We start from the raw sequence: 19,904 nt of genomic DNA on the forward strand, positions 1-19,904 counted from the left end.
TTTTTGCTGCTAGCAGCGATTGCGCGCTGACGCGTGTCGGCGTACTAACTCACGCGGCAGTCCAATCGAGAATCACCTTGCCGCTCTCACCTGAGAGCATCGTGGCGAACGCTTCCCGATAGTCGTCGACCTTGAAATGGTGCGTGAGGATCGGCGAGAGATCCAGACCGCTTTGCAGCATGGCGACCATCTTGTACCAGGTCTCGAACATCTCGCGCCCATAAATGCCCTTGATTTCGAGGCCTTTAAAGATCACCTGAGTCCAATCGATCGCGGTCTGCGCGGGCGGAATGCCGAGCAGCGCGATCTTGCCGCCGTGGTTCATCGCTTCGAGCATGCCGGTAAACGCGCTAGGCACACCGGACATTTCCAGCCCGACGTCGAAACCTTCCGTCATGTGCAGGTCCGCCATCACGTCGCGCAACGATTCGCGCGAAACGTTGACTGCACGCGTCGCGCCCATCTTGCGCGCGAGTTCGAGGCGATAATCGTTGACGTCGGTAATCACGACATTGCGCGCGCCGACATGTTTGGCGATCGCCACCGCCATGATTCCAATGGGTCCGGCGCCGGTAATCAACACATCTTCGCCGACCAGATTGAACGACAGAGCTGTGTGCGTAGCATTGCCGAACGGATCGAAAATGGCGGCGAGGTCGTCGGAAATCTCAGGCGGAATCTTGAACGCGTTGAAAGCCGGAATCACCAGATACTCGGCGAACGCACCTTCACGATTCACGCCGACGCCCACCGTATTGCGGCACAAATGTCGGCGGCCTGCTCGACAATTACGGCAGAAGCCACACGTGATATGTCCTTCGCCCGACACGCGATCGCCAATCGCAAAGCCGCGCACTTCCTGGCCCATCTCGACGATTTCACCGACATATTCGTGGCCGACATGCATCGGCACAGGAATCGTTTTCTGCGCCCAGTCGTCCCACTTCCAGATGTGAATGTCCGTGCCGCAAATCGCAGTGCGCGTGATGCGGATCATCACGTCGTTATGGCCGACTTCGGGTTTCTTGACGTCCGTGAGCGTGAGGCCCGGAGCGCGTTCGAGTTTTGCCAATGCTTTCATGTGCGCCTCCGTATCAGATCACACCGAGTTCACGGCCGACGCGCGCGAATGCATCCACCGCTCTGTCGATCTGCTCGCGCGTATGCGCGGCGCTCATCTGCGTGCGAATGCGCGCGCGGCCTTTCGGCACCACCGGGAACGAGAAGCCGATCACGTAGACGCCTTCCTTCAGAAGCGCATCGGCCATTTTCGAAGCCAGTTGCGCGTCGCCGAGCATGACCGGAATGATCGGATGTTCGCCGGGCACGAGCGTGAAGCCGAGCGCGCTCATCTTGCCGCGGAAGTGGGCGCCGTTTTCGCGCACGCGCGCGCGCAGTTGCGCGCCTTCCTCGCTGGCCAGCAGTTCGAGCACCTTGAGCGATGCAGCGGCAATGCTCGGCGTCAGCGTGTTCGAAAACAGATAAGGACGTGAGCGCTGCCGGAGCAACTCGACGATCTCTTTGCGCGCGGCTACATAGCCGCCCGAAGCGCCGCCCAATGCCTTGCCCAGCGTACCGGTGATGATATCGACGCGCGACAGCACGCCGCAATGTTCCGGCGTGCCCCGTCCGTGTTCGCCGACAAAACCCACCGCGTGCGAGTCGTCGACCATCACGAGCGCGCCGTAACGGTCGGCCAGATCGCAGATGCCGGCGAGGTCGGCGATGATGCCGTCCATGGAGAACACGCCGTCGGTGGCGATCAGCTTGAAGCGCGCGCCAGCAGCGTCCGCTTCGATCAGTTTCGCTTCGAGATCGGCAAGATCGTTGTTCTTGTAGCGAAAGCGCTTCGCCTTGGAAAGCCGCACACCGTCGATGATGCTCGCGTGATTCAGTTCGTCGCTGATGATCGCGTCGTTTTCGTCGAGCAAGGTTTCGAACAGGCCGCCATTCGCATCGAAGCAACTGGAGTAAAGAATGCAGTCGTCGGTTTGCAGAAACGCGGCAAGCGCTTTTTCCAGATCCTTGTGCACGGTTTGCGTGCCGCAAATGAAGCGCACCGACGCCATGCCGAAGCCGTCGGTATCCAAACCTTGCTTGGCGGCGTCGATCAATCGTGCGTCGTCGGCGAGGCCCAGATAGTTGTTCGCGCAGAAGTTCAGCACGGACGTGCCGTTGGCAAGACGGATGTCAGCCGATTGCGGGCTGGCAATCACGCGCTCGTTCTTGTAAAAACCGTCAGCGCGAATCTGCTCGAGGGTGTCGCGCAAATGGGCGAGGTAAAGGTCACGCATGAACCAGACTCCTGAAATGGGTGAAAGCGCCCGTGTCAGCGTGTTCGGCATGTGCGACCACGGAGCGGCCTGTTATAGTCGGCTGTCAGTTTTATCGGATATTTTCGTTTTTCCGAACTAAAATCCGGTATGTCGAACAACTCTAAACGATGGGTCAGGAAATGGCAAGTTCGGGTATCCGCCGCGCCGCGGCCAACGCGGCACCCGCCTCAGGCGCAACCCCGGTCCCCGCAATCGCGGCGCCGCCGCGCGTCGGCGAGCAGATTCAGCGCTTACGCGCCGAACGGCGCATGACGCTCGACGACCTGTCGCGCGCAGCCGGTGTGTCGAAATCGATGCTCTCGGAGATCGAGCGCGATAAGGCCAATCCGACCATTGCGGTCGCCTGGCGCCTGACTAACGCGCTCGGCGTCAGCCTCGATTCGCTGTTCGCGCCGCAAAAGACGCCGGAAGCGATCGCCGTCTCCGGTCCGCACGAGATTCCCACCTTGAGCGGGCACGATGCCAAGTATCAGTTGCGCGTGTGGGGGCCGATCGATCTGGCCGGCAAGTTCGAGTGGTATGAATTGACGCTGCAGCCGGGCGGGGCGTTGGCTTCGAACGCGCACGAGCCTGGCACGCGCGAGCATCTGACCGTGCTGCACGGATCAATCGAGATAGAGGCGGCCGGCACGACGAAACGGCTCAAGGCGGCGGACACCGCGCGCTATGTCGCCGACGAACCGCATGCTATCCGCAACGCCGGCAAGGGCGAGGCGAAGGCGCTGCTCGTCGTGATACACGGCTGATCGTCAGGCAGTCAGGCGCGCCGTGACTAGCAGTTGGCGGAATCGGGACTTCAGACAAGGTTGCATCGAGCACTGTATATTTGTACAGTACAGGGTATCGATTGGAGCCGATAATGAACAACCTGATAACCGACTCGACCGACCATGCTCTGGCCGCGCTGCGCTATCAAACCGCAGCGCGCGATCTCGAACGCATCGTGCGCAACATTGCCGCGCGCTACATCGTGCAGGAGGTGCCGCTCACATGGCGGTTGCTGCATGCCATCGAAGCCGAAGCGCTCGCCGATCTCGGGTTCGCCAGCCGGCACGATGCGTTGATGCTGGGACTCTTTCAGCGGCCATCCGATCTGCCTTATCCGGAAACGGATGAGGCAGTCGACTTTGGTACCTCCACGGCATTGCCGGCGGTTTTCGCGTTCGCAGTGAGCGCCTATGAAGAGGCGGCACGCCGCGCTGCACAACCGTCACCGCAGAATGCGCCTCTCAAGCGCGCACGCGCCTGGGGCGACTAAAGGCTGCATTTCCATCCGTTGCCACCTACAATAGGTGCAACTAACGGAAATATGAGCTCATGTCTCCCCCTCATCTGACTGATCCCGTGCCTCGCCCGGCGCCTTCCACGGATCTCTTCGATCAACAACGTGAAGACTGGCGACGTGACCCGCAAATCGCTTTCGACGCATGGCTTGCCAAGCAGCATTTTCGGCGTTCTTCCGCTGAAGTCTATCAGGCGCAGTGGGGGCTTTTTCTCGATTGGCTAGGCATGCGCCAGAAGAGTCTGGCCACGGTCGATGCTCACACGATTGCCGAATTCGTCGCCGGGCTCGACGTACGAAAGACTCAGCGCGTACGCTATTTACGACTGATCGAACGCGTACTCGATCATGTGCGGGAAATCGAATCGGCTTCGACCAATCCGGCGCGCTTCATTGCTCAGGATGGCGAAGCAGCGTGGCGCAACGCGCGCGATAACGAGCCGACTGGCTTTCTCAGCCACGCCGAACGAACCGCGTTGATTGCACATCTGTTTTCACCATTGCCGAATCTGTCCGTGGCGCAGCGTTGGCGAGAGCGGCGCGACCGTGCGTTGATCGCCGTGTTTTTAGGTGGTGGATTGAAAACCGGAGAAGCCGCTTCGCTTACGGTTAGTTGCGTGATTGTTGGCTCGCCCTGGGTGACGATCGAGTCCCCGAATCCCATGCTCACGCGGCGCACACGGCTCGCACCGTTCGCCGCAGCGATTCTCGATGCATGGCTCGCCGAAAGGCGTCTTTCGGATTTGGCCGGCAATCTGGTTTTTCCGGCATCACCCTCTGGAAGGCCAATGCATAAAGCCACCATGCTGCGCGCGGTGGACGCCTTGATCGATGGCGCGGGAATTGCCGCATCGAGGGCGTCGCGAGCCAGTCCGCAGACATTGCGCAACACTTTTGCGGCGGATCTCTTCGAGAGCGGGGTCGAGGCGGAACTGGTCGGGCAATGGCTGGGATTTGTGCAGGCGGTGTCAGCAAACCGGCTATATCGCGCATGGCAAAACTGGGTGGATCAGCAGGATTCTCCTGCGGCGGATATTCCGGATCCGGCCGTTCCTCCGTTGGCCGCACCTAGGCGTGACGGGCGTTTGATGAGGAAAAGGGGAGCTGGCGAGTCCTGAAGTTCCTCACCTTTCGAGTCCCGAATTTCCTCACCTTTGCCACCTTATCCGCTATTGCGGCGCGTCAAACATCATGCGGAGGCCGGAATCGCTCCGCTCGACTGAAACCGGCGAACCGCCTCTAGCCTTGATTCGCCGAGGCCCGACGAGTGATCGCACTCGGGACATTGCAGCTCGAAACGGTGATCCACTTGCGACAACTCCGGCTCACCTTCTTCGCATTTGGGGCATCGCAGCGGCAGGGCCACGTGACCGTCCGCCGCGGTGCCAATCATTCTCAATTCGTCATCCGTCAGCCGGCCAGCTTCGACCAGTGAGCAGAGTAGGCCGGCGATTGCGGGATCAATACCTTGCTGGCCGCGTAAAACTTCTACCTCTTTTGTCAACGCATCGACTTCGTCGGATTGCTCGCGCAGTTGGGCGTCGAGTCGGTCGCCGCGCGCCTTGGCCGACGCGATCTGCTGAATAAATTCAAATTCTTTGCGACTCGCGTCGCGGAGACCGGACTGGTAGGTGGCCGCCATGCTGCGCAACGAATCGAGTTCGACCAACATCGGTTTGACGCGCCGCTCGGCTTCAGCCACTGCATCCTTGATCTGCTGCGCATAGTGTTCCGTGCTTTGGCGTAGTTCGACGTGCAATGCGTCGATCCGGTCCCGCAGCGTCGCATTGGTCGCGAATTCGTTGTCGAGACGTTGACGAAGCGCTTCGTTTTCTTGATCAAGCCGGCGCACTGTTGCCTGTAACCCCTCTTGGTGAGCATTGCCGTGCGTGGTCGCGCTCGATAACTCGGTCTCGAGGGCGCGAGCGCGCTCCCAGCCTGCCTCCGCTCGAAGTTCGCTGCGCTTGATCGCGTCTTCGGATGCTTGCTGGCGAATTTCCGCTTCTCGAGCACGCTGATCGGCCGCGGCGATTTGCGCGCGCATTTCCTCACGTTCTTCAGCGAGCGTCGCACGGGCATGTGTGACGGCTTCTTCGAAAAGTGCGCCGAGTAATTCACCGGCACGGTCTTCCAATGCTTTGGGGATAGCGCCGGCGCCAACTTTCACGCGCGACACATTTCGGATGCGCTCCCAGAAGTGGTCGATGTCTTTTGGGATATCGCTCGCGCTGCCGGTCTGGGTCAGATCGCGAACCGCTGCCATGGATGGGCGAATGCCCAGATCGAAAAAGAGTCGCTTACACGCATGTAGCGAAAGATCTTGCCGACGAGCCCCGTTGGCGCGCAGCGCTTCAAGCTCGCTCCGAATGGTTTGCCGTTCCTGATCCAGATTCATGTATACCTCGATGTCGCTCGAATTGGATAGATCATAACAATTTACGTATTGTTTGCTACGTATTTGGCTTGGTTGATCATGAATCGGCAAAAAGGCGTGCTTGCGTGGCCGATGTGCAGTGACGGATTAGTACTACCCGGTTTTTTCCGTGAAACAAAACGAAGAATAGTCAATAAGTTCTTGTAAAGAAAGAGCTTTTAAAGCTTCTGCAGCGATCGCGTACTGTTTCACGAACATGTCGTGGAGGCTACTTGGGTTGGAAGGCTTTGTCCGAAGGACACGCGGGGTGAAATTCTAGAGAGTAATAAAAGTAAACACCTTTGAACCCATGTTAAAAACGTTAACGCCACGGCAAAGCCTTATCTGGCAAGGGTTCCAGCCTGGTAAGGTGAAGCTTTGCGGGAGAGGTGGTGAGGTCTTGCGGGATTCTCGAGTGATGAGGTTCGGGGGCCTCGGTGAGCGGGTCCGGGACAGAACGTGAGCGGGTTCAGGAACCACCCCCAAAGTGCAGTAGAGGCAAAGGTGAGAGTTTGCGGGACCTGAATCCCCTGGATCGCCCGGCCATGCGTAAAAGTCAGTTCGAGGTTTGGTAACAGGTAAGGTGAGCGCTTTCGGGATGCGCGCCGAGGCTCAATTCTGGCCTTATTTTGAGCTCGTTTACCCCATTGGTGAGTCAAGTCGGGAGAAAACGGGAACCGAAGGTGAGGTTTTACGGGGCACGGGTGGCGTTTTTGCCTTATTTCTGTGCATTCCGGCACTTGAGGTGAGGGTTTTCGGGAGTGAGGCTGTGTTTCGACCTGACCTTCGGTGTGTTGTTGATGAGGTTCGTCGATCCCCGGGATGACTAAGGTGAGGAAATTCGGGAGGCAGGCTTCTGCGTGAGGAGCCGTCTGCGAAATGTGCTCGAATCGCAGTAAAGGTGAGAGTTTTCAGGAGTCTTTTTACGGGCGCGTGATCCGTGAGGTGAGTAAATACGGGATCAAAATGCCTGTTATAGGCCGGAAAGGCTCTGCTGACGGCACCGAATCCGATTCTGTTTTGTGGTCGAAGAATTCGAATGGTGAGGTTTTTCGGGACCGTCGTGGCGGCGATCGGCAATGCCGCATTTCACCGAAATGCGCTTTAAGGTGAGACTTTACGGGAGCTGTCCCAGATAGCATCGCGAATACCTAAAACTTAAGTCGTTGAAATAATTGATTAATTTGTGCGTGTTTCGCAAAGGTGAGGTTTTTCGGGGGCTCTATTTGCAGGTGGGATGATCCCTCCGGATGCCTCTGAGGTGAGGCTTTTCGGGACGGTTTTTCGATGGTTTGGGGGCCCCTCACCTCTGGAAGCCGCGTCGTTCCAAGCGCTCCACCAGCGTTAAGGTGAGCTTTTTCGGGGGGATTTGAGACGATCGAGCGAACCCGTCGAATTGGGCGCTCTGGTTAGGTACCGCCAATAAGGCGTGCACAAGTGGTAGTTGTAGCGATGCGCGAAAGGCAATTGCGCCGGTGTCCCGACTAGGCGATCCAGTGCCGTGCTTGCGTTGGCTGTGCGGGGCCTCTCTCGACCGGGGATTGCGTCGCGTGGACGCCAGAGGCTAGTGGGCGGGGCCGTATTAGGGCGGCGGGAGGCTTGTAGCCGGTCTGACGCCTGTTGTTGCGCGGTGCACGTCCTGGCGTACGGGCTAGCCCAAGTGACGCCGATTCAACGCTTCGCTTGCGGGCTTCACACGTTTTGCGCCGGCGCTCCCCTCCCCTGCTGCCAACGATGGTCGAGTCTTGTTCATCAGTTTGAGCGGTGCGAGATTGCACCCGGTCCGCGAGCGCGCCACGCATCGAAATTCGCGAAAATTTTTGAGGTGAGAAGATTCGGGAGGGAATCGCATGCGTTCGTCCGCGGCGCACAAATGGCCCGAAATTGCCAAGTCCGCGACCTGCAAGGATGCCCCGAACCTGGCGCGAAATAGCTGAGGTGAGGGTTTTCGGGAGTTGCTGGAGGTGAGTCGCACCTCGTAAACTCACTTCACCGCGAACGGTGAGACCTACGCTATAGACGGGTATCACCGCAGCCGGTATGCTCTCGCCAAATCCCTCCTCGACCAGACGCATGGCCACGAAGCGCGCCAAGAAGACCGATGTAGTCAGCCCGAGTTCGGCCGAATTGCGCAAAGCCGTCGAGGCGATCGCGATTCAGCCCAAGAGCGGCAAAATCACGCTCCTCACCCGCAAGCTGTTCAACGTGCTCCTCGCCGTGGCCCAGCAAGCAGACGAATCGGGCGACACCTATCGGGCTTTGCTGTCCGACATCGTCGCGAACTCGGCGTTTGATTCCAACGACACAGCGCTCGTCAAGGAGCACTTGCGGCGTATGGTTTCGGTGCAGGTCGAATGGAGCACCGGCACGTCCAGTCAGAAGCCGGGTCGGAAATGGGGTATTTCCACGCTGATCGCCGACGCTGAAATTCTCGAAGATCCCACCACCCGTCGCGTCTGGGTGGAATTCTCGTTTGCGCCGAAGATCAAGAAGAAGCTGCTCGATCCGGTTCAGTACGCGCGTCTGAGTCTCCAGTTCCAGAGTCAACTTCGTAGTAGCGCGGGTCTCGCGCTTTACGAGATTTGCGTGCGCTACCTGACCAACCCGAGTCACCTGACGATGCGCGAGACGTGGGAATGGTGGCGCCCTATCCTCTCCGGCACGCCAGACACGGAAGCGGGAGATGAGGCGAAGCGCGAGTACAAGTACTTCAAGCGTGATTACCTGCGCCCGGCTATTGCCGAGGTCAACGCCGTCACCAATATTTTCGTCGAACTGATCGAACATCGCGAAGGACGCCGCGTCGCCGAAATCCAGTTTCGCGTGACCGAGCGCAAGCAACCCATGCTCGCACTCGACGAACATCCGAACGTGTTCGACAGCACGCTGGTCGACCGTATGGTGAAGATCGGCATCCCGCTGAAAGAGGCGCAAACGCTGTACGCCGATAGCGAAGAAAATCGCATTCGCGCCGCGCTTCAGATGACCGAGCAACGCATGCGCAGCACGTCGTTGCCGCCGGTGCGCAGCGCGCCGGCGCTGTTCAAGGACGCATTGAAGAAGGGTTATGCGCCGCCGGTCGAAGCGCTGCCGTCCGGTAGCGCGGGCAAGGCCGCGGTGGCCGCGCCGGCCGACGACCTCAAGGCCCGACTGCTTGGCGAGTATTCGGCATATCGCCGCAAGGAAGCGCGCGAGCTGTACGACGAGCAAGGTGAGTCCGAGCGGGAGATCGCGCGGCAGTCGTTTGAGGAAGATGAGTTGCCGGGACTCGGCACCCATATGCGCGACGACTGGCGCCGTCGCGGGTTGGATTCGAAGATTGTCGAGACGGCATTCTTCGATTGGCTGGCTCGCAAGACTTGGGGTGAACCTACCGACGGGGACTTGCTAGCCTTCACGCTGAGCCAATCGCGCGCGGCGTAATCGAGCGGAGTGTGGGGCTGTCGATGTCGCCCCACCCCACCTCTGTATCAGCCCTTCTTACTTCAGCATCTTCTCAATCTGGCGAAGGATGTCGTCACGCTTCTCGCGCGTGAGCCCTTTCAAGCGCAGTTCGATTCGATCATCCCCGTACGATTTGAGATCACCGACCGATACACCGTCGAGTTTGATTTCCAGACGTTGCGCGTAGCGTTGGCGGCCTGCCGGTTTAGTGCTTTCCTGTGCGCTGGCTCTTCCTTTGACGATGTCAGCGACTTGCCGCGTGCTCAGATCGTCCGAGAGGATCTTGTTGATCAGACGCAGGGTTGCGTCGGCTCCACGAGCTGCATGGTAACGACCCACCTGATAGGCCATGTTCGAGCCGAAGCGGTCCGGTCGCGCGACCATCTCATGCATGACGACCTCGGGCAATTTGGAGATCGACAAGGCGACGGCCACCGTCGATTCGTCCAACCCGAGGTGTTCGGCGAGTTCCTTCTGACTTTGAAAATGCCGATCGTCGAGAAAGCGCCTCCATACAACCGCATTGTCGAACACGGTCTGCGAATCGCGTTGGACGTTGAGGTCGTAGCCGAGCTTGTAGCTCTGGATACCAATGGGCAGATCGATGACGGTCGCCTTCACCGATTCCTTGTTCGCTTCCTTCAATGCGCGCACCCGCCGTCCGCCATCGCTGACGAAATAGGTGCCGGGATTGTCGTAATCCGGAATGACGTGGATTGCCTGCTGCTGCCCCTGCTTTGCCAGGTTGACAGCGAGTTCGGCAATCGACGACTTCAGATAGAAATGCCGCGGATTGAACGGGCTAGGCTTGATCGTTTTGAGCGCCAGCTCGATGATCTGTCCCGGCCGGTAGCCGTGCTCAATCCGCCATGCGCGGTAGGCTGCGGATTCATTGGCAACATCGACGGCGTCGACTTCGGCAACGCTCTGCGACGGCGCAACGGGCGCGCCGATGCGCGCCGCTGCTTCGCTATTCCTGGGGTCATTCTTAACCAGACCGTCGATTGCATTCAGCCGATCGAGCGCGGTTCGCTTTTCGCTGCTGGTCGAATCAGGACGTGCTTGAAAGCCTTTGGCGAATTGGGAGGGTTTCATTCAGGGTCCTTTATGCGCATAAATTTTACGGGAGCAAAGCGGCGATCTCATTCGCGCACGCCCGTACTTCAATGGCGGCAAGCTTGGCGCCGCGATCGTTCATCTGAAGCACTGTCTGCCCTAAAGCCATGGCCTGCTTATAGGCCTCGCGAGTCGGAATCTGTGTCTTGAGCAACGGAAACCCAAGTTCTTCTAACGCACGCTTTAGTTCGCGCGTCAGCATCCGCTTTTCTTCGGTCTTGTTGAGGAGGAATACGGCACGCAGGTCTTCATTCATGAGCTGCGCTTGCTGGACGAGCTTCACCAGTCCAATACTCGACCAATAGTCTGCAGGCGATGACGATGTCGGAATCACGGCAACGCTCGCGGCGAGCAGAACCACACCGGAGACTTTCTCAGTGATAGAAGGTGGGCAATCGACGACGATGATGTCGTAGTCAGCCACGAACTTCTTGATTTCGCGATGAATCTGGCTCCCGGCTTCGGAGAGATTGACGACGGGAAAGGGGATGCCGGTATCGCCGTCGGATGATGCACTGGCCCAGTGGATCAATGTGTTTTGGCCGTCTGCGTCGACGACAAGAACGCGTTTGCCCTTCTCATGAAACGCAGCGCCCAAGTGCATCGCGATAGTGCTCTTCCCGACCCCACCCTTCTGCTGAGTTACCGCGATGATTTCTGCTGCCAATCTTCACCTCCTCTTTTTAGACGCAGATGGATTTTACCTGGATGATTTTGTATTTCAATCGTTTTTGTGTAAACGCGATAAGGATTAGCCGTTTGGGATAGGTTTATGCGCATAAAGGAGGAGCGGCGTAGCGATGCAGACGTTGCCGAAGTGACGGGATGCTTGCGGGCGCTACGCGTGCACGGCGGATACCGCTGGGTCATAACGACGGGCGGTGGCCTAGGTCTAATAGCCACTTCGCGCTTGGAGGTGCTCTTGCCGTTTAGCGAACTCGGCGCAAGGCAGTGGCCGCAGAGTTGCGGTTGCTCGACGCGTGCATCGATGGTCGGGCGACTTGGGTTGGTTGTGAGCGCACAGATAGGTCCGCGTATGCCGGCCAAAAAAATTTATGCGCATAAAGTGGCCGCAGGGCAGCTGTGCCGATGGCGACTCGCGCGCGCGAGTGGTGTCTACGCTTTGAAGTGTCAGCACGGCGATCGAAGTTCCGGACCTCGCGCATACAGCCGGTAGCCGGTAGCCGGTAGCCGGTAGCCGGTAGCCGAGAGCCGAGAGCCGAGAGCCGAGAGCCGAGAGCCTGGCCTCGCCTGCAGAAGGCTCAACAGCGCCATGCCTGCAAAGATCGATCTACGACGCGAGAGAGATGGTTTCGAAACACCGGTACACGCGCTTTATGCGCATAAATCGAAAACTCCAACCACTAAAAACAAAATCGCCCACTCAGAATTCGACGGCGTCGTGGTATAGGCCGTGTGCCCATGACATTTGCGAATGAAAGAGGCCAGTCTATATGGTGTTCAAGTGTGCACGACTCTGTGCGAGCTCACGAGATTGGGCCCATGCAAAAGTAGCCCATGCGCTAAAAACCTAGCTCGGTCCAGCGCGCTAGGCGCCATTCCGCCCGCGTCAAAAACTCGCTTTGGACTCGAACCCAAAAAATAACATTCTCAACATAAAAGCCTAGCCGAGCATTCTCATCACCCCTCGCTCGCGAGATGAACAAAGCCTCCTGCTCCTGCCGATCAGAGGCCTCCAACAACCCGCCGAGCCCGCCAATACGAATGCTTAGCGGCAGCGCATCTCCCCACCCGCTAAAATCCTTACCCAACAACCGACCCACCCGGCCATCGCCTCCACGCACGCGAGACCGACGGCCACCACTACCCCAGCCAACCCATGATCACGATCTATCACAACCCTCGCTGCTCAAAATCGCGCGCCGCGTGCGAGCTCATTACCACCACCTACAACAAGGCAAACGAAGCAACGGAAATCGTCGAATACCTCAAGCATCCCCTTAATGTTGAACAGCTCAAGCAACTCAACGCGCAACTAGGCTGCGCAGTCCGTGACATGATCCGCGACACCGAAGCCGAGTACAAAGAACTCCGCCTCTCCGACGTCTCGCTGACCGACACTCAGTTATACGAAGCATTGGCGAACCATCCCATTCTTCTGCAACGGCCAATTGTCGTGCGAAACGGGCGCGCCGTGATCGGCCGCCCGCCCGAAAACGTCGCCGCACTATTCGCCTGAATGGCCTAAAAGAGCGAGCAAGCGGACGCCGGCTGTCTATACCTTGCTAGCAGGCAAGGTGGCATCCTTGGTCACGATCTTCGTCGGGATGATGTGCAATTCGCTGAACGTGTCAGCGATATGTTGTTGCTCCGCGAGCACGCTCGCATCGACGGGTTTGTAGATGTGCGCGTAGTGCCGCAAGCCCGCTTCGATCACGCCGGCGTCGAGCCCTTGAATCGGCGCGAGCTGTGCGGCGGCCTCGCTGTAATGGCCCCGCACCCAGCCCCCCTCTTTACCGACTTCGTCCATCGTGATCGCGAGCACATCGCCGTTCTGTTGCGCAAACGACCGTGCGCTCAGGAAGAACTGATGATGGCTCACGATCCCCTCGCCATCCGCAAGCAAGCGCGCATTCGACTGGCGCTCTGCCGCTTCGAGGAATGGATCCCAGATCGCCCAGGCATCGATCGCGCCGCGCTCGAAGGCCGCGCGGGCATCGGCGGGCGCCAGGGTGACCGGCTGAATGTCGCTGTACTTCACGCCGTTTTTCTGCAGGGCCGCAACCAGAAACCAGTGAACATCCGAGCCCTTGTTGAAGGCGATCTTCTTGCCCTTCAGATCGGCCAACGTTTTGATCGGCGCATCCTGATGCACCAGGATGCCTTCGGCGTGCGGCGTCGGAATTTCATAGGCGACGTAGACGAAGTTCGCGCCGGCGGCCTGTGCGAACACCGGCGGCGCCTCGCCGACATAGCCGAAGTCGATGGCGCCGACATTCAGTCCTTCGAGCAACTGCGGCCCCGCAGGAAACTCGGTCCATTTGACAGTGATGCCGAGCGGCGCGAGACGCTTTTCGAGCGTGCCGTGCGACTTCAGCAATACCAGCGTATTGGCGGCTTTCTGATAGCCGATGCGGAATTCTTTGGCGTGCGCATCGGCGGCAAAGACGGATGGGGAGACGACGGGCAGCGTGGCGGCGGCCAGCGAAGCGCCCACACCAGCGATAAACGCGCGGCGCGTGAGCAGTGGATGACGTGACATAAAGATGCTCGTTATGAAGACGGACGCGAAACGGACCGGTTGGCTCCGACAATAATTCGTCTGCAAGCCTGGACGAACCGATAAATTCGCATAAGCAAATCACGCGAGCGAACGAAGTTTGCAGGACCTCGATCTCGCCGCCTTCCTGCGTTGAAACACCGCCCGTCGCTACAATTCGGCATCCGCGCGCAACTGCGGCTGCGTCACTCTCTCGACCAAAAGGGACACTGTGCATCTGACAACAACACTCGCGCCGTGGTCATCCCACGACACCCAATTGATCCTCTCTTGCGCGCTCGGGCTGGCGCTGATCATCGTTTTCATCAGCGTGCTGAAGCTCGCGCCGTTTCTGTCGATCCTGGTCGGTACGTTCGCGGCAGGCTTTTCCGCCGGCCTGCCGCTCGAGGCCGTCGCCAGCGCGTTCAGTAAAGGCGCCGGCGCGTTGCTCGGCGACGTCGGCATCATCATTGCGCTCGGCGCCATGCTCGGAGCGCTCATGGCCGAATCCGGCGCCGCCGACCGTCTCGTCTCAACCATTCTCAAGCACTCCACGCCGCGTACGCTGCCGTGGATGATGGCGCTCGTCGCGCTGATCATCGGCTTACCGCTTTTCTTCGAAGTCGGCCTCGTCATGATGGTGCCGATCATCTTCGTCATGGCGCGCCGTTCGCAGCAGCCGATCCTGCGTATCGCGATTCCGGCGCTGGCCGGCATGACCACGCTGCATGCGCTGCTGCCGCCGCATCCGGGTCCGCTGATCGCGGTGAGCGCGCTGCATGCGGACCTCGGCCTGACGCTCGGTCTTGGCCTGATCGTCGCGATTCCCGCAGTGATTCTCGCGGGTCCGCTCTATGGCATCTGGTTATCCAAGCGGATGCACGTCGCCGAGCCGGAAGAAATGGGCAAGCTCTTCAGCGCCAGGCAAGACACCGGTGAGCCGCCGAGTTTCGCGATCTCACTCATCACGATCCTGTTGCCGGTCGTGTTGATGTTGGGCCGCACGGTCGCCAAGCTGCTGCTTCAACCCGAGACGTTCCTGTTCAACACGCTGAATTTCCTGGGTGAGCCGTTGGTCGCGCTCGGCCTCACCGTGCTGTTCGCCGTGGTGGCGCTAGGTTGCTCGCGGGGCATGGCGCGCGACCGGGTCGGCGGCATTCTGCGCAAGAGCTTGCCGCCGATTGCCGCGCTGCTGCTGACCATCGGTGCCGGCGGCGGGCTCAAGCAGGCGCTGGTGGTAGCCGGTATCAGCACGACAATCGGCAAGATCGCGGTCGGCGCGCACATGCCACTGATTCTGCTGGCCTGGCTCATCGCCGTCGCGCTGCGTCAGGCGACGGGCTCGGCGACGGTAGCCACCACCACGACGGCGGGTATCGTGGCGCCGGTAGTCGCAGGTCTAAGCACGACGCACAATTCGCTGATGGCGCTCGCGATCGGCGCGCGCTCGGTGTTCTTCTGCCACGTGAATGATGCCGGTTTCTGGATGGTCCGCGAATACTTCGGCTTGCAATTGAAGCAGACCGTTCTGGTCTGGTCGGTATTGCAGACGATCGTGTCCGTCGTCGGGCTTGTGCTCACGTTTGCGTTATGGACGGTGCTCACGTAACGGTGGAACTGGCTTTCGCGGCATTGGCAGGAATTGACGCCCGGCTGTCCATTGCGGGTTGCCGGCGCCGCTTACACTGGCCGGCAGGCGAGGTGCCATAACGCACCTCACTTCTCTGAAAACGCGGAGCCACCATGCTTGAACTGAGACCGTCCTGCGAAGGATGCGGCAAGTCACTGCCGCCACATGCATCCGACGCCATGATCTGTACCTACGAGTGCACCTTCTGCGAGGTGTGCGCGCTCACCTGGCTGCGTAACGTGTGCCCGAATTGCGGCGGCAATTTCCAGCGTCGGCCGATTCGCACCCGGGCTCAACTCGAAAAGCATCCGGCCGGTACGACCCCGCATCCCATTTCCATCGATGAAGCGTCGCACGCGCGTTTCTTCGATCGTTATCGGGACACACCACCCAGCGAGCGCTAGACGACGCGGCGCGCTCGCGCGCCCGCCGTGCCCAAACCGCGATCCGCCGCTCGCCCGCTCGACCCACGCTTCAGCTCTCGCGCTTCACCGTACCGACGGTCTCCTCGACGGCGTCTGCGCCCGATTACGAACGGGCTAAGCGCACCTTTCCGTGGAACTCACCACGAAATTCTTCCGGATTATTTCATTATTCAAGAAATTGTCTTCCTGTCTTCGCTGTTTGTCAGCGGACGCTGAATCGATATTCTTCACTCCATCGATCGCACTTGATCGCGAACCAAACGCTGAAGAGGAGTCGTACCATGAAACGCATTTTTTCCGTCCTGATCGCTTCCGTTGCCCTGTTTGCTGCCGCTTCCGGCGCAGCGCACGCTGCCGCCCCGGCGCAGTGCAACGGTCCGGCTTCGTATTGCAACGTGTTTTTCGGCAACTGATCGGTCGAAACCCCGTAGCACGCGAGAAAGGGCGCCCGCAGTGGCGCCCTTTGTTCGTCTGGATATCTCCGGACCCATATAGCGTGTAACAGCACCAGCAGCAGCACCAGCAAACAATACACGGCACTCCGAAGCAACACTTGGGCCCGGCGCGCAAATGCGTGTAACGCTCACCCTACTAACGTGTTACAGTAGGTCAACAGCTTGCAGTTCTCCTGCGCGTACCGCGCAGTCCCTGTCGCAAACGCCTCGCATCAGAGCGCCCCGATCCGAACGGGGTCCCCTTCCTCCTACATAGCTCCACGGTGTCGTCAACCCGGCCTGACTGAAACGGTCGTTTTTCGCGTGCATCGTCGATCAATATCACGTTTCGTGGATCTGCCGCGATCTGCGGGGCCTTGCGCCCGGCAGACGCCCCGTTCGACGAAAGCCTTCACCGGAGACGAGCACCATGAGCAATACGATCAGAAGTTACCGAGGTCTTGAGATTTATCCGCTGGTCTATGCGCATCAGCCTAGCGGTCTCGATGGCGCCCGCCACTACGACTCCGGCTTCGACGCCGCCGTACGAATCTGCCGACGCGGCACCGACGACACGATGACTAGCAGTCGCGTGTTCCGCGTGCCGAGCCGTTCGCCGTTCGGCGCGGCAGGCGATGCGCGCATTGCGTCGGCCAGTTACGCGGAGCAGGTCATTGACGGCATGGTTGCCGGTCAGTCGATCGCCGGCCTCTGATGCGCGCGCCAATGGCAAGTCAGATTTCCAGGCGCGCGCAGCGCGCGATTCTTCCGGCCCTCAATGGCCGCACGAACTATCAGGTGACGGCGTCGTCGCGCCGTACCTCGAGCGGTACGGTGCCGACGCTGAAAGTGATCCGCTTGAGCGACGAGCGGGTGATCTACCCATTTCAGGGGCACGCTGACATGCCTTTTTTCGACGACGCCGACGCGGCACAGTTGTTTGCCGAGACTTACGGCTGGCAATTGGTGGATGGCGACATCGCGGTGCCGGAGTGATTGCGTTTCACCCCGTCGATCCGTATTAAAACGTCGCGCTGACTACAGCTTTGCAACTGCGCTGACGCGCCATTTCTCTGCGACGGCAATTTGCGGCGCAAAGCGAGCCGGCAGAGCCATCGGCCCCGGCGCCACGCGTGGCGACCGCTGATCAGCGGCTTGAGGCGATTAGATCTTCCCCCCGCCGTCCATCCCGCTACCGCGCCGCCATACTTCCTTGCCGCGTTCGGACAATTCACCGCTGCTGTGAAGGGCGTCCGCTTCCGTACCCTCGACGGCCATCTCGCCGCCCGGCTGTTCCTGTGCCTTCTGCTTTACTTTCTTGCGAGCAGCTACCGCTTCGTCGTGCGACTTTCCTGCGTAATTCAGACTCATGGCTCGACCCTCCAAAAAGTAAATTCGCTCATCTGCCGCGTGCGTTACCGGTCATTTGTGCCGGACATTGCGCGTTTCAGACTCGCGCGACGACCGCAAACAGCCGTTTGCCTCAAAAATTCCTAGACCGAAAGCGCGCTTGATTGACAAGGCAAAAGTACCACTTATCCACAAGGTTATTCAGTGAATCTGTGGATAACTTTTCGTGGCCTAGGGTTATCCACCGGCAAAAACGCGGTTGTACCGTCCCCAATAGCCGTGGACAAGCATTTTGGCGTCCGCCGTCGCGGCCCACCCCGCTTTTGCCTATGATGGACAACTCGTACCCTTTGCGCCCACGGGCACCACACCAGAAGGAAGCGAATCATGGCCTATCACATTGCAGTCGTCGTCGGCAGCTTGCGCCGCGAATCGTTCAACCGGCAGTTGGCGCAGGCGGTGATTTCGCTCGCGCCATCCGACTTCACCTTTGAATTCATCGACATCGGCTCGTTGCCTCTCTACAGCCAGGACTACGACGCCGACTATCCCGAAGCCGGCAAGCAGTTGAAGCAGCGCGTGGAAGCCGCCAACGGCCTGCTATTCGTCACTCCCGAGTACAACCGGTCCATCCCAGGCGTGCTGAAAAACGCGCTCGATTGGGGGTCGCGTCCGTGGGGCACCAATTCCTGGGGCAATAAACCGGGCGCGGTGATCGGCACGTCGGTTGGCGCGACGGGCTCCGCGCTGGCGCAACAGCATTTGCGCAATGTGCTGGCGTATCTCGATGTCGCGACGCTTGGCCAGCCCGAGGTGTTCATCAAGCACGACCCCGCTGTCATCAACGAAAAAGGCGAGATCCTGAACGACGGCACGCGCAAATTCTTGCAAACTTTCGTCGACCGCTACGTTGCGTGGGTCAAGCTGCACGCGGCAGCGTGACGCGATCACGATGCTGATGATCGAAGCGATCGGATCATACTGAACACGGCGGCAATGCGGTCAGCGCACCGCATTGCCGCCACGTGCGCTGCCACGTTTACACGTGGTGATGCCCCGTCACCCGCTCCCAACCATGACGCACGGCCATCTTGAAGCGCTCCCACGTGCTGTCCGGCGACGTCGTTTCCCAATGGCGTCGTGCTTCGGGCTCCACGTCGTCCCACGGCTGGTCGCGAAAACGCGCGTCTCTGCCGATTTCCGCGCCGTAGCGATAGGCGGGCACGTAGTCTTCATAACGGGCGTTTTCGGTCGCGTACTGCTCGTCATAGTGCGCGCGAAAATCTTCCTCATACTCCAGATATTCGTTCGGCATCTGACCGCCTAATCCCGCGGTCGGTTGGCCCGCTTCCGAGACGACTTCAGACGGTTGCATGACCGCGCCGGAACCCGGCATCGACCCAGCGGCAACCGCGCTACGCCCCACGTCGCCGACCAACGGATCCCTGACCGGCTCGTTGACCGGATCGATCAACGGCCGCTCGCCGAGCGGCGGAGGCACGAACGGTTCCGCGTCTGTGCTGCCTGGCGGCACGGTGTACAGGGGATCGGCCGTTGTGGCAGGCCGGTCGGCCATTCCCGCGGCTGGGGTCGACACATTCGGTGTACGCGGCGTGCCCGGCGTCATCGCGCCGATGCCGAGTTCATCGAGGACAGAATGCTCGCGCCCGGATTCCGTCTGCGTCTCCCAATCCGGCGCGCGTTCGCCGATGTCGGCCGCGCCCAGTCTCGCGAACGTATTGCGAGCCAGATCCGCATGCGCTTCGCTTGCCGCGTTGACGCATACCAGCACCGCGCCGCGGCGCACAGCCTCGGCGTAGCGCGCGGTCTCCGGTGCGCGTGGCCCGCTGGCGAACAGGCTCGACAGAAAGCGCTCGATATTCGCCAGCACGCCCGAACCAGCGACTTCGTCGGTTGCGGAGCCGACGGAGGGTTCCGGATTCGCCTGCAACTCGATGGTTTCGCGTGCAAAGCCGGTCTGGACAAGCGTGTCGCGGGCGGCTTCCGCTTGAGAATAGGTGTCGAATAAACCAATCACTGTGTGTTGCATGGCTTGTCTCCCGACGTGGTGAGGCGGAACGGACGACGCGCAAACGCACCGCCCTCCTTGCCTCGTTACGCCGCAACGATCATGCCGGGTCCAGGCGACGGACCCGCGCGCCCTTTGCGGCCTGCTCGCACGCGGTCGGCCACGCAAAAAAGCGCGACATCCGCTGCCGCGCTTTTACAACATCAGGTAAAGGTCAAATCTGGT

The 19,904-nt window shown here is 59.9% G+C and carries 19 protein-coding genes; 11 read left to right on the forward strand and 8 right to left on the reverse strand.

Annotated features, from left to right (window positions below; all coding sequences use genetic code 11):
• Positions 1-49: 49 nt before the first annotated feature.
• Together tdh and P0D68_RS03980 are read right to left on the reverse strand one after the other, a co-directional pair.
• Entirely contained in the window at positions 50-1,081 is a 1,032-nt protein-coding gene (tdh, locus tag P0D68_RS03975; protein ID WP_408187654.1) for an L-threonine 3-dehydrogenase, read from the reverse strand.
• Between the two features lie 13 nt (positions 1,082-1,094).
• The gene (locus tag P0D68_RS03980) at positions 1,095-2,294 is read right to left on the reverse strand and encodes a glycine C-acetyltransferase (protein ID WP_091805315.1); all 1,200 of its coding nucleotides are present in this window, start codon (positions 2,292-2,294) and stop codon (positions 1,095-1,097) included.
• Between the two features lie 149 nt (positions 2,295-2,443).
• Between P0D68_RS03980 and P0D68_RS03985 the strand changes: the two genes are divergently transcribed.
• The 3 genes from P0D68_RS03985 to P0D68_RS03995 all read left to right on the forward strand — a co-directional run bounded on the left by P0D68_RS03985 (position 2,444) and on the right by P0D68_RS03995 (position 4,736).
• A complete protein-coding gene (locus P0D68_RS03985; protein ID WP_408294670.1) occupies positions 2,444-3,082 on the forward strand; it encodes a helix-turn-helix domain-containing protein in 639 nt (212 codons plus the stop codon).
• A 113-nt stretch (positions 3,083-3,195) separates the two neighbouring features.
• The gene (locus tag P0D68_RS03990) at positions 3,196-3,594 is read left to right on the forward strand and encodes a DUF2471 family protein (protein WP_091805320.1); all 399 of its coding nucleotides are present in this window, start codon (positions 3,196-3,198) and stop codon (positions 3,592-3,594) included.
• A gap of 59 nt (positions 3,595-3,653) precedes the next feature.
• A complete protein-coding gene (locus P0D68_RS03995) occupies positions 3,654-4,736 on the forward strand; it encodes a tyrosine-type recombinase/integrase (RefSeq protein WP_408294673.1) in 1,083 nt (360 codons plus the stop codon).
• Positions 4,737-4,807: 71 nt separating this feature from the next.
• On the opposite strand, the gene P0D68_RS04000 is transcribed toward P0D68_RS03995, so the two are convergent.
• Positions 4,808-6,013: a DNA-binding protein gene (locus P0D68_RS04000; RefSeq protein WP_408294676.1), complete on the reverse strand. Its 1,206-nt coding sequence runs from the start codon at positions 6,011-6,013 to the stop codon at positions 4,808-4,810.
• A 2,091-nt stretch (positions 6,014-8,104) separates the two neighbouring features.
• On the opposite strand from P0D68_RS04000, the gene P0D68_RS04005 reads away from it, so the two are divergent.
• A complete protein-coding gene (locus P0D68_RS04005) occupies positions 8,105-9,454 on the forward strand; it encodes a replication initiation protein (protein ID WP_091805329.1) in 1,350 nt (449 codons plus the stop codon).
• Between the two features lie 57 nt (positions 9,455-9,511).
• On the opposite strand, the gene P0D68_RS04010 is transcribed toward P0D68_RS04005, so the two are convergent.
• Entirely contained in the window at positions 9,512-10,570 is a 1,059-nt protein-coding gene (locus P0D68_RS04010; RefSeq protein WP_408294679.1) for a ParB/RepB/Spo0J family partition protein, read from the reverse strand.
• A gap of 25 nt (positions 10,571-10,595) precedes the next feature.
• On the reverse strand, positions 10,596-11,258 hold the full coding sequence (gene parA, locus P0D68_RS04015) for a ParA family partition ATPase (protein ID WP_007178644.1): 663 nt from the start codon (positions 11,256-11,258) through the stop codon (positions 10,596-10,598).
• 1,173 nt (positions 11,259-12,431) lie between these two features.
• On the opposite strand from parA, the gene arsC reads away from it, so the two are divergent.
• Positions 12,432-12,791 (forward strand): arsenate reductase (glutaredoxin), encoded by a 360-nt coding sequence (arsC, locus tag P0D68_RS04020; protein ID WP_091805341.1) that lies wholly within the window; start codon positions 12,432-12,434, stop codon positions 12,789-12,791.
• A gap of 36 nt (positions 12,792-12,827) precedes the next feature.
• Here the strand turns inward: arsC and P0D68_RS04025 are convergent, their stop codons facing one another.
• On the reverse strand, positions 12,828-13,814 hold the full coding sequence (locus P0D68_RS04025) for a sulfonate ABC transporter substrate-binding protein (RefSeq protein ID WP_408294684.1): 987 nt from the start codon (positions 13,812-13,814) through the stop codon (positions 12,828-12,830).
• 229 nt (positions 13,815-14,043) lie between these two features.
• On the opposite strand from P0D68_RS04025, the gene P0D68_RS04030 reads away from it, so the two are divergent.
• The 5 genes from P0D68_RS04030 to P0D68_RS04050 all read left to right on the forward strand — a co-directional run bounded on the left by P0D68_RS04030 (position 14,044) and on the right by P0D68_RS04050 (position 17,296).
• Positions 14,044-15,420: a GntT/GntP/DsdX family permease gene (locus tag P0D68_RS04030; protein WP_408294687.1), complete on the forward strand. Its 1,377-nt coding sequence runs from the start codon at positions 14,044-14,046 to the stop codon at positions 15,418-15,420.
• Positions 15,421-15,554: 134 nt separating this feature from the next.
• Positions 15,555-15,845 carry a DUF1272 domain-containing protein gene (locus P0D68_RS04035; protein WP_408294690.1) on the forward strand — a complete coding sequence of 97 codons (291 nt, stop codon included), beginning with the start codon at positions 15,555-15,557 and terminating at the stop codon, positions 15,843-15,845.
• Between the two features lie 302 nt (positions 15,846-16,147).
• The gene (locus P0D68_RS04040) at positions 16,148-16,279 is read left to right on the forward strand and encodes a hypothetical protein (RefSeq protein WP_408187342.1); all 132 of its coding nucleotides are present in this window, start codon (positions 16,148-16,150) and stop codon (positions 16,277-16,279) included.
• A gap of 451 nt (positions 16,280-16,730) precedes the next feature.
• Positions 16,731-17,015 (forward strand): hypothetical protein, encoded by a 285-nt coding sequence (locus P0D68_RS04045; RefSeq protein ID WP_091805353.1) that lies wholly within the window; start codon positions 16,731-16,733, stop codon positions 17,013-17,015.
• 11 nt (positions 17,016-17,026) lie between these two features.
• Complete coding sequence (locus P0D68_RS04050; protein WP_286162148.1) at positions 17,027-17,296, forward strand: DUF6723 family protein; 270 nt, start codon at positions 17,027-17,029, stop codon at positions 17,294-17,296.
• 168 nt (positions 17,297-17,464) lie between these two features.
• On the opposite strand, the gene P0D68_RS04055 is transcribed toward P0D68_RS04050, so the two are convergent.
• Positions 17,465-17,671 (reverse strand): hypothetical protein, encoded by a 207-nt coding sequence (locus tag P0D68_RS04055; protein WP_091805358.1) that lies wholly within the window; start codon positions 17,669-17,671, stop codon positions 17,465-17,467.
• A gap of 366 nt (positions 17,672-18,037) precedes the next feature.
• Here P0D68_RS04055 and P0D68_RS04060 point away from each other — a divergent pair, with 366 nt between their 5' ends.
• Entirely contained in the window at positions 18,038-18,592 is a 555-nt protein-coding gene (locus P0D68_RS04060) for an NADPH-dependent FMN reductase (protein ID WP_091805361.1), read from the forward strand.
• Positions 18,593-18,689: 97 nt separating this feature from the next.
• On the opposite strand, the gene P0D68_RS04065 is transcribed toward P0D68_RS04060, so the two are convergent.
• Positions 18,690-19,700, reverse strand: a complete 1,011-nt coding sequence (locus P0D68_RS04065; protein ID WP_408294696.1) for a hypothetical protein — start codon at positions 19,698-19,700, stop codon at positions 18,690-18,692.
• Between the last annotated feature and the right edge of the window lie 204 nt (positions 19,701-19,904).

The organism is Paraburkholderia sp. RL17-380-BIE-A (assembly GCF_046028085.1).
In the GTDB taxonomy this organism is placed as follows: domain Bacteria; phylum Pseudomonadota; class Gammaproteobacteria; order Burkholderiales; family Burkholderiaceae; genus Paraburkholderia.

Excerpts from the sequence above, each read along its gene's own strand:
- tdh (WP_408187654.1), bottom strand. The coding sequence starts at position 1,081 with ATGAAAGCATTGGCAAAACTCGAACGCGCTCCGGGCCTCACGCTCACG.
- P0D68_RS03980 (WP_091805315.1), bottom strand. The coding sequence starts at position 2,294 with ATGCGTGACCTTTACCTCGCCCATTTGCGCGACACCCTCGAGCAGATT.
- P0D68_RS03985 (WP_408294670.1), top strand. The coding sequence starts at position 2,444 with ATGGGTCAGGAAATGGCAAGTTCGGGTATCCGCCGCGCCGCGGCCAAC.
- P0D68_RS03990 (WP_091805320.1), top strand. The coding sequence starts at position 3,196 with ATGAACAACCTGATAACCGACTCGACCGACCATGCTCTGGCCGCGCTG.
- P0D68_RS03995 (WP_408294673.1), top strand. The coding sequence starts at position 3,654 with ATGTCTCCCCCTCATCTGACTGATCCCGTGCCTCGCCCGGCGCCTTCC.
- P0D68_RS04000 (WP_408294676.1), bottom strand. The coding sequence starts at position 6,013 with ATGAATCTGGATCAGGAACGGCAAACCATTCGGAGCGAGCTTGAAGCG.
- P0D68_RS04005 (WP_091805329.1), top strand. The coding sequence starts at position 8,105 with ATGGCCACGAAGCGCGCCAAGAAGACCGATGTAGTCAGCCCGAGTTCG.
- P0D68_RS04010 (WP_408294679.1), bottom strand. The coding sequence starts at position 10,570 with ATGAAACCCTCCCAATTCGCCAAAGGCTTTCAAGCACGTCCTGATTCG.
- arsC (WP_091805341.1), top strand. The coding sequence starts at position 12,432 with ATGATCACGATCTATCACAACCCTCGCTGCTCAAAATCGCGCGCCGCG.
- P0D68_RS04025 (WP_408294684.1), bottom strand. The coding sequence starts at position 13,814 with ATGTCACGTCATCCACTGCTCACGCGCCGCGCGTTTATCGCTGGTGTG.
- P0D68_RS04035 (WP_408294690.1), top strand. The coding sequence starts at position 15,555 with ATGCTTGAACTGAGACCGTCCTGCGAAGGATGCGGCAAGTCACTGCCG.
- P0D68_RS04040 (WP_408187342.1), top strand. The coding sequence starts at position 16,148 with ATGAAACGCATTTTTTCCGTCCTGATCGCTTCCGTTGCCCTGTTTGCT.
- P0D68_RS04045 (WP_091805353.1), top strand. The coding sequence starts at position 16,731 with ATGAGCAATACGATCAGAAGTTACCGAGGTCTTGAGATTTATCCGCTG.
- P0D68_RS04050 (WP_286162148.1), top strand. The coding sequence starts at position 17,027 with ATGGCAAGTCAGATTTCCAGGCGCGCGCAGCGCGCGATTCTTCCGGCC.
- P0D68_RS04055 (WP_091805358.1), bottom strand. The coding sequence starts at position 17,671 with ATGAGTCTGAATTACGCAGGAAAGTCGCACGACGAAGCGGTAGCTGCT.
- P0D68_RS04060 (WP_091805361.1), top strand. The coding sequence starts at position 18,038 with ATGGCCTATCACATTGCAGTCGTCGTCGGCAGCTTGCGCCGCGAATCG.
- P0D68_RS04065 (WP_408294696.1), bottom strand. The coding sequence starts at position 19,700 with ATGCAACACACAGTGATTGGTTTATTCGACACCTATTCTCAAGCGGAA.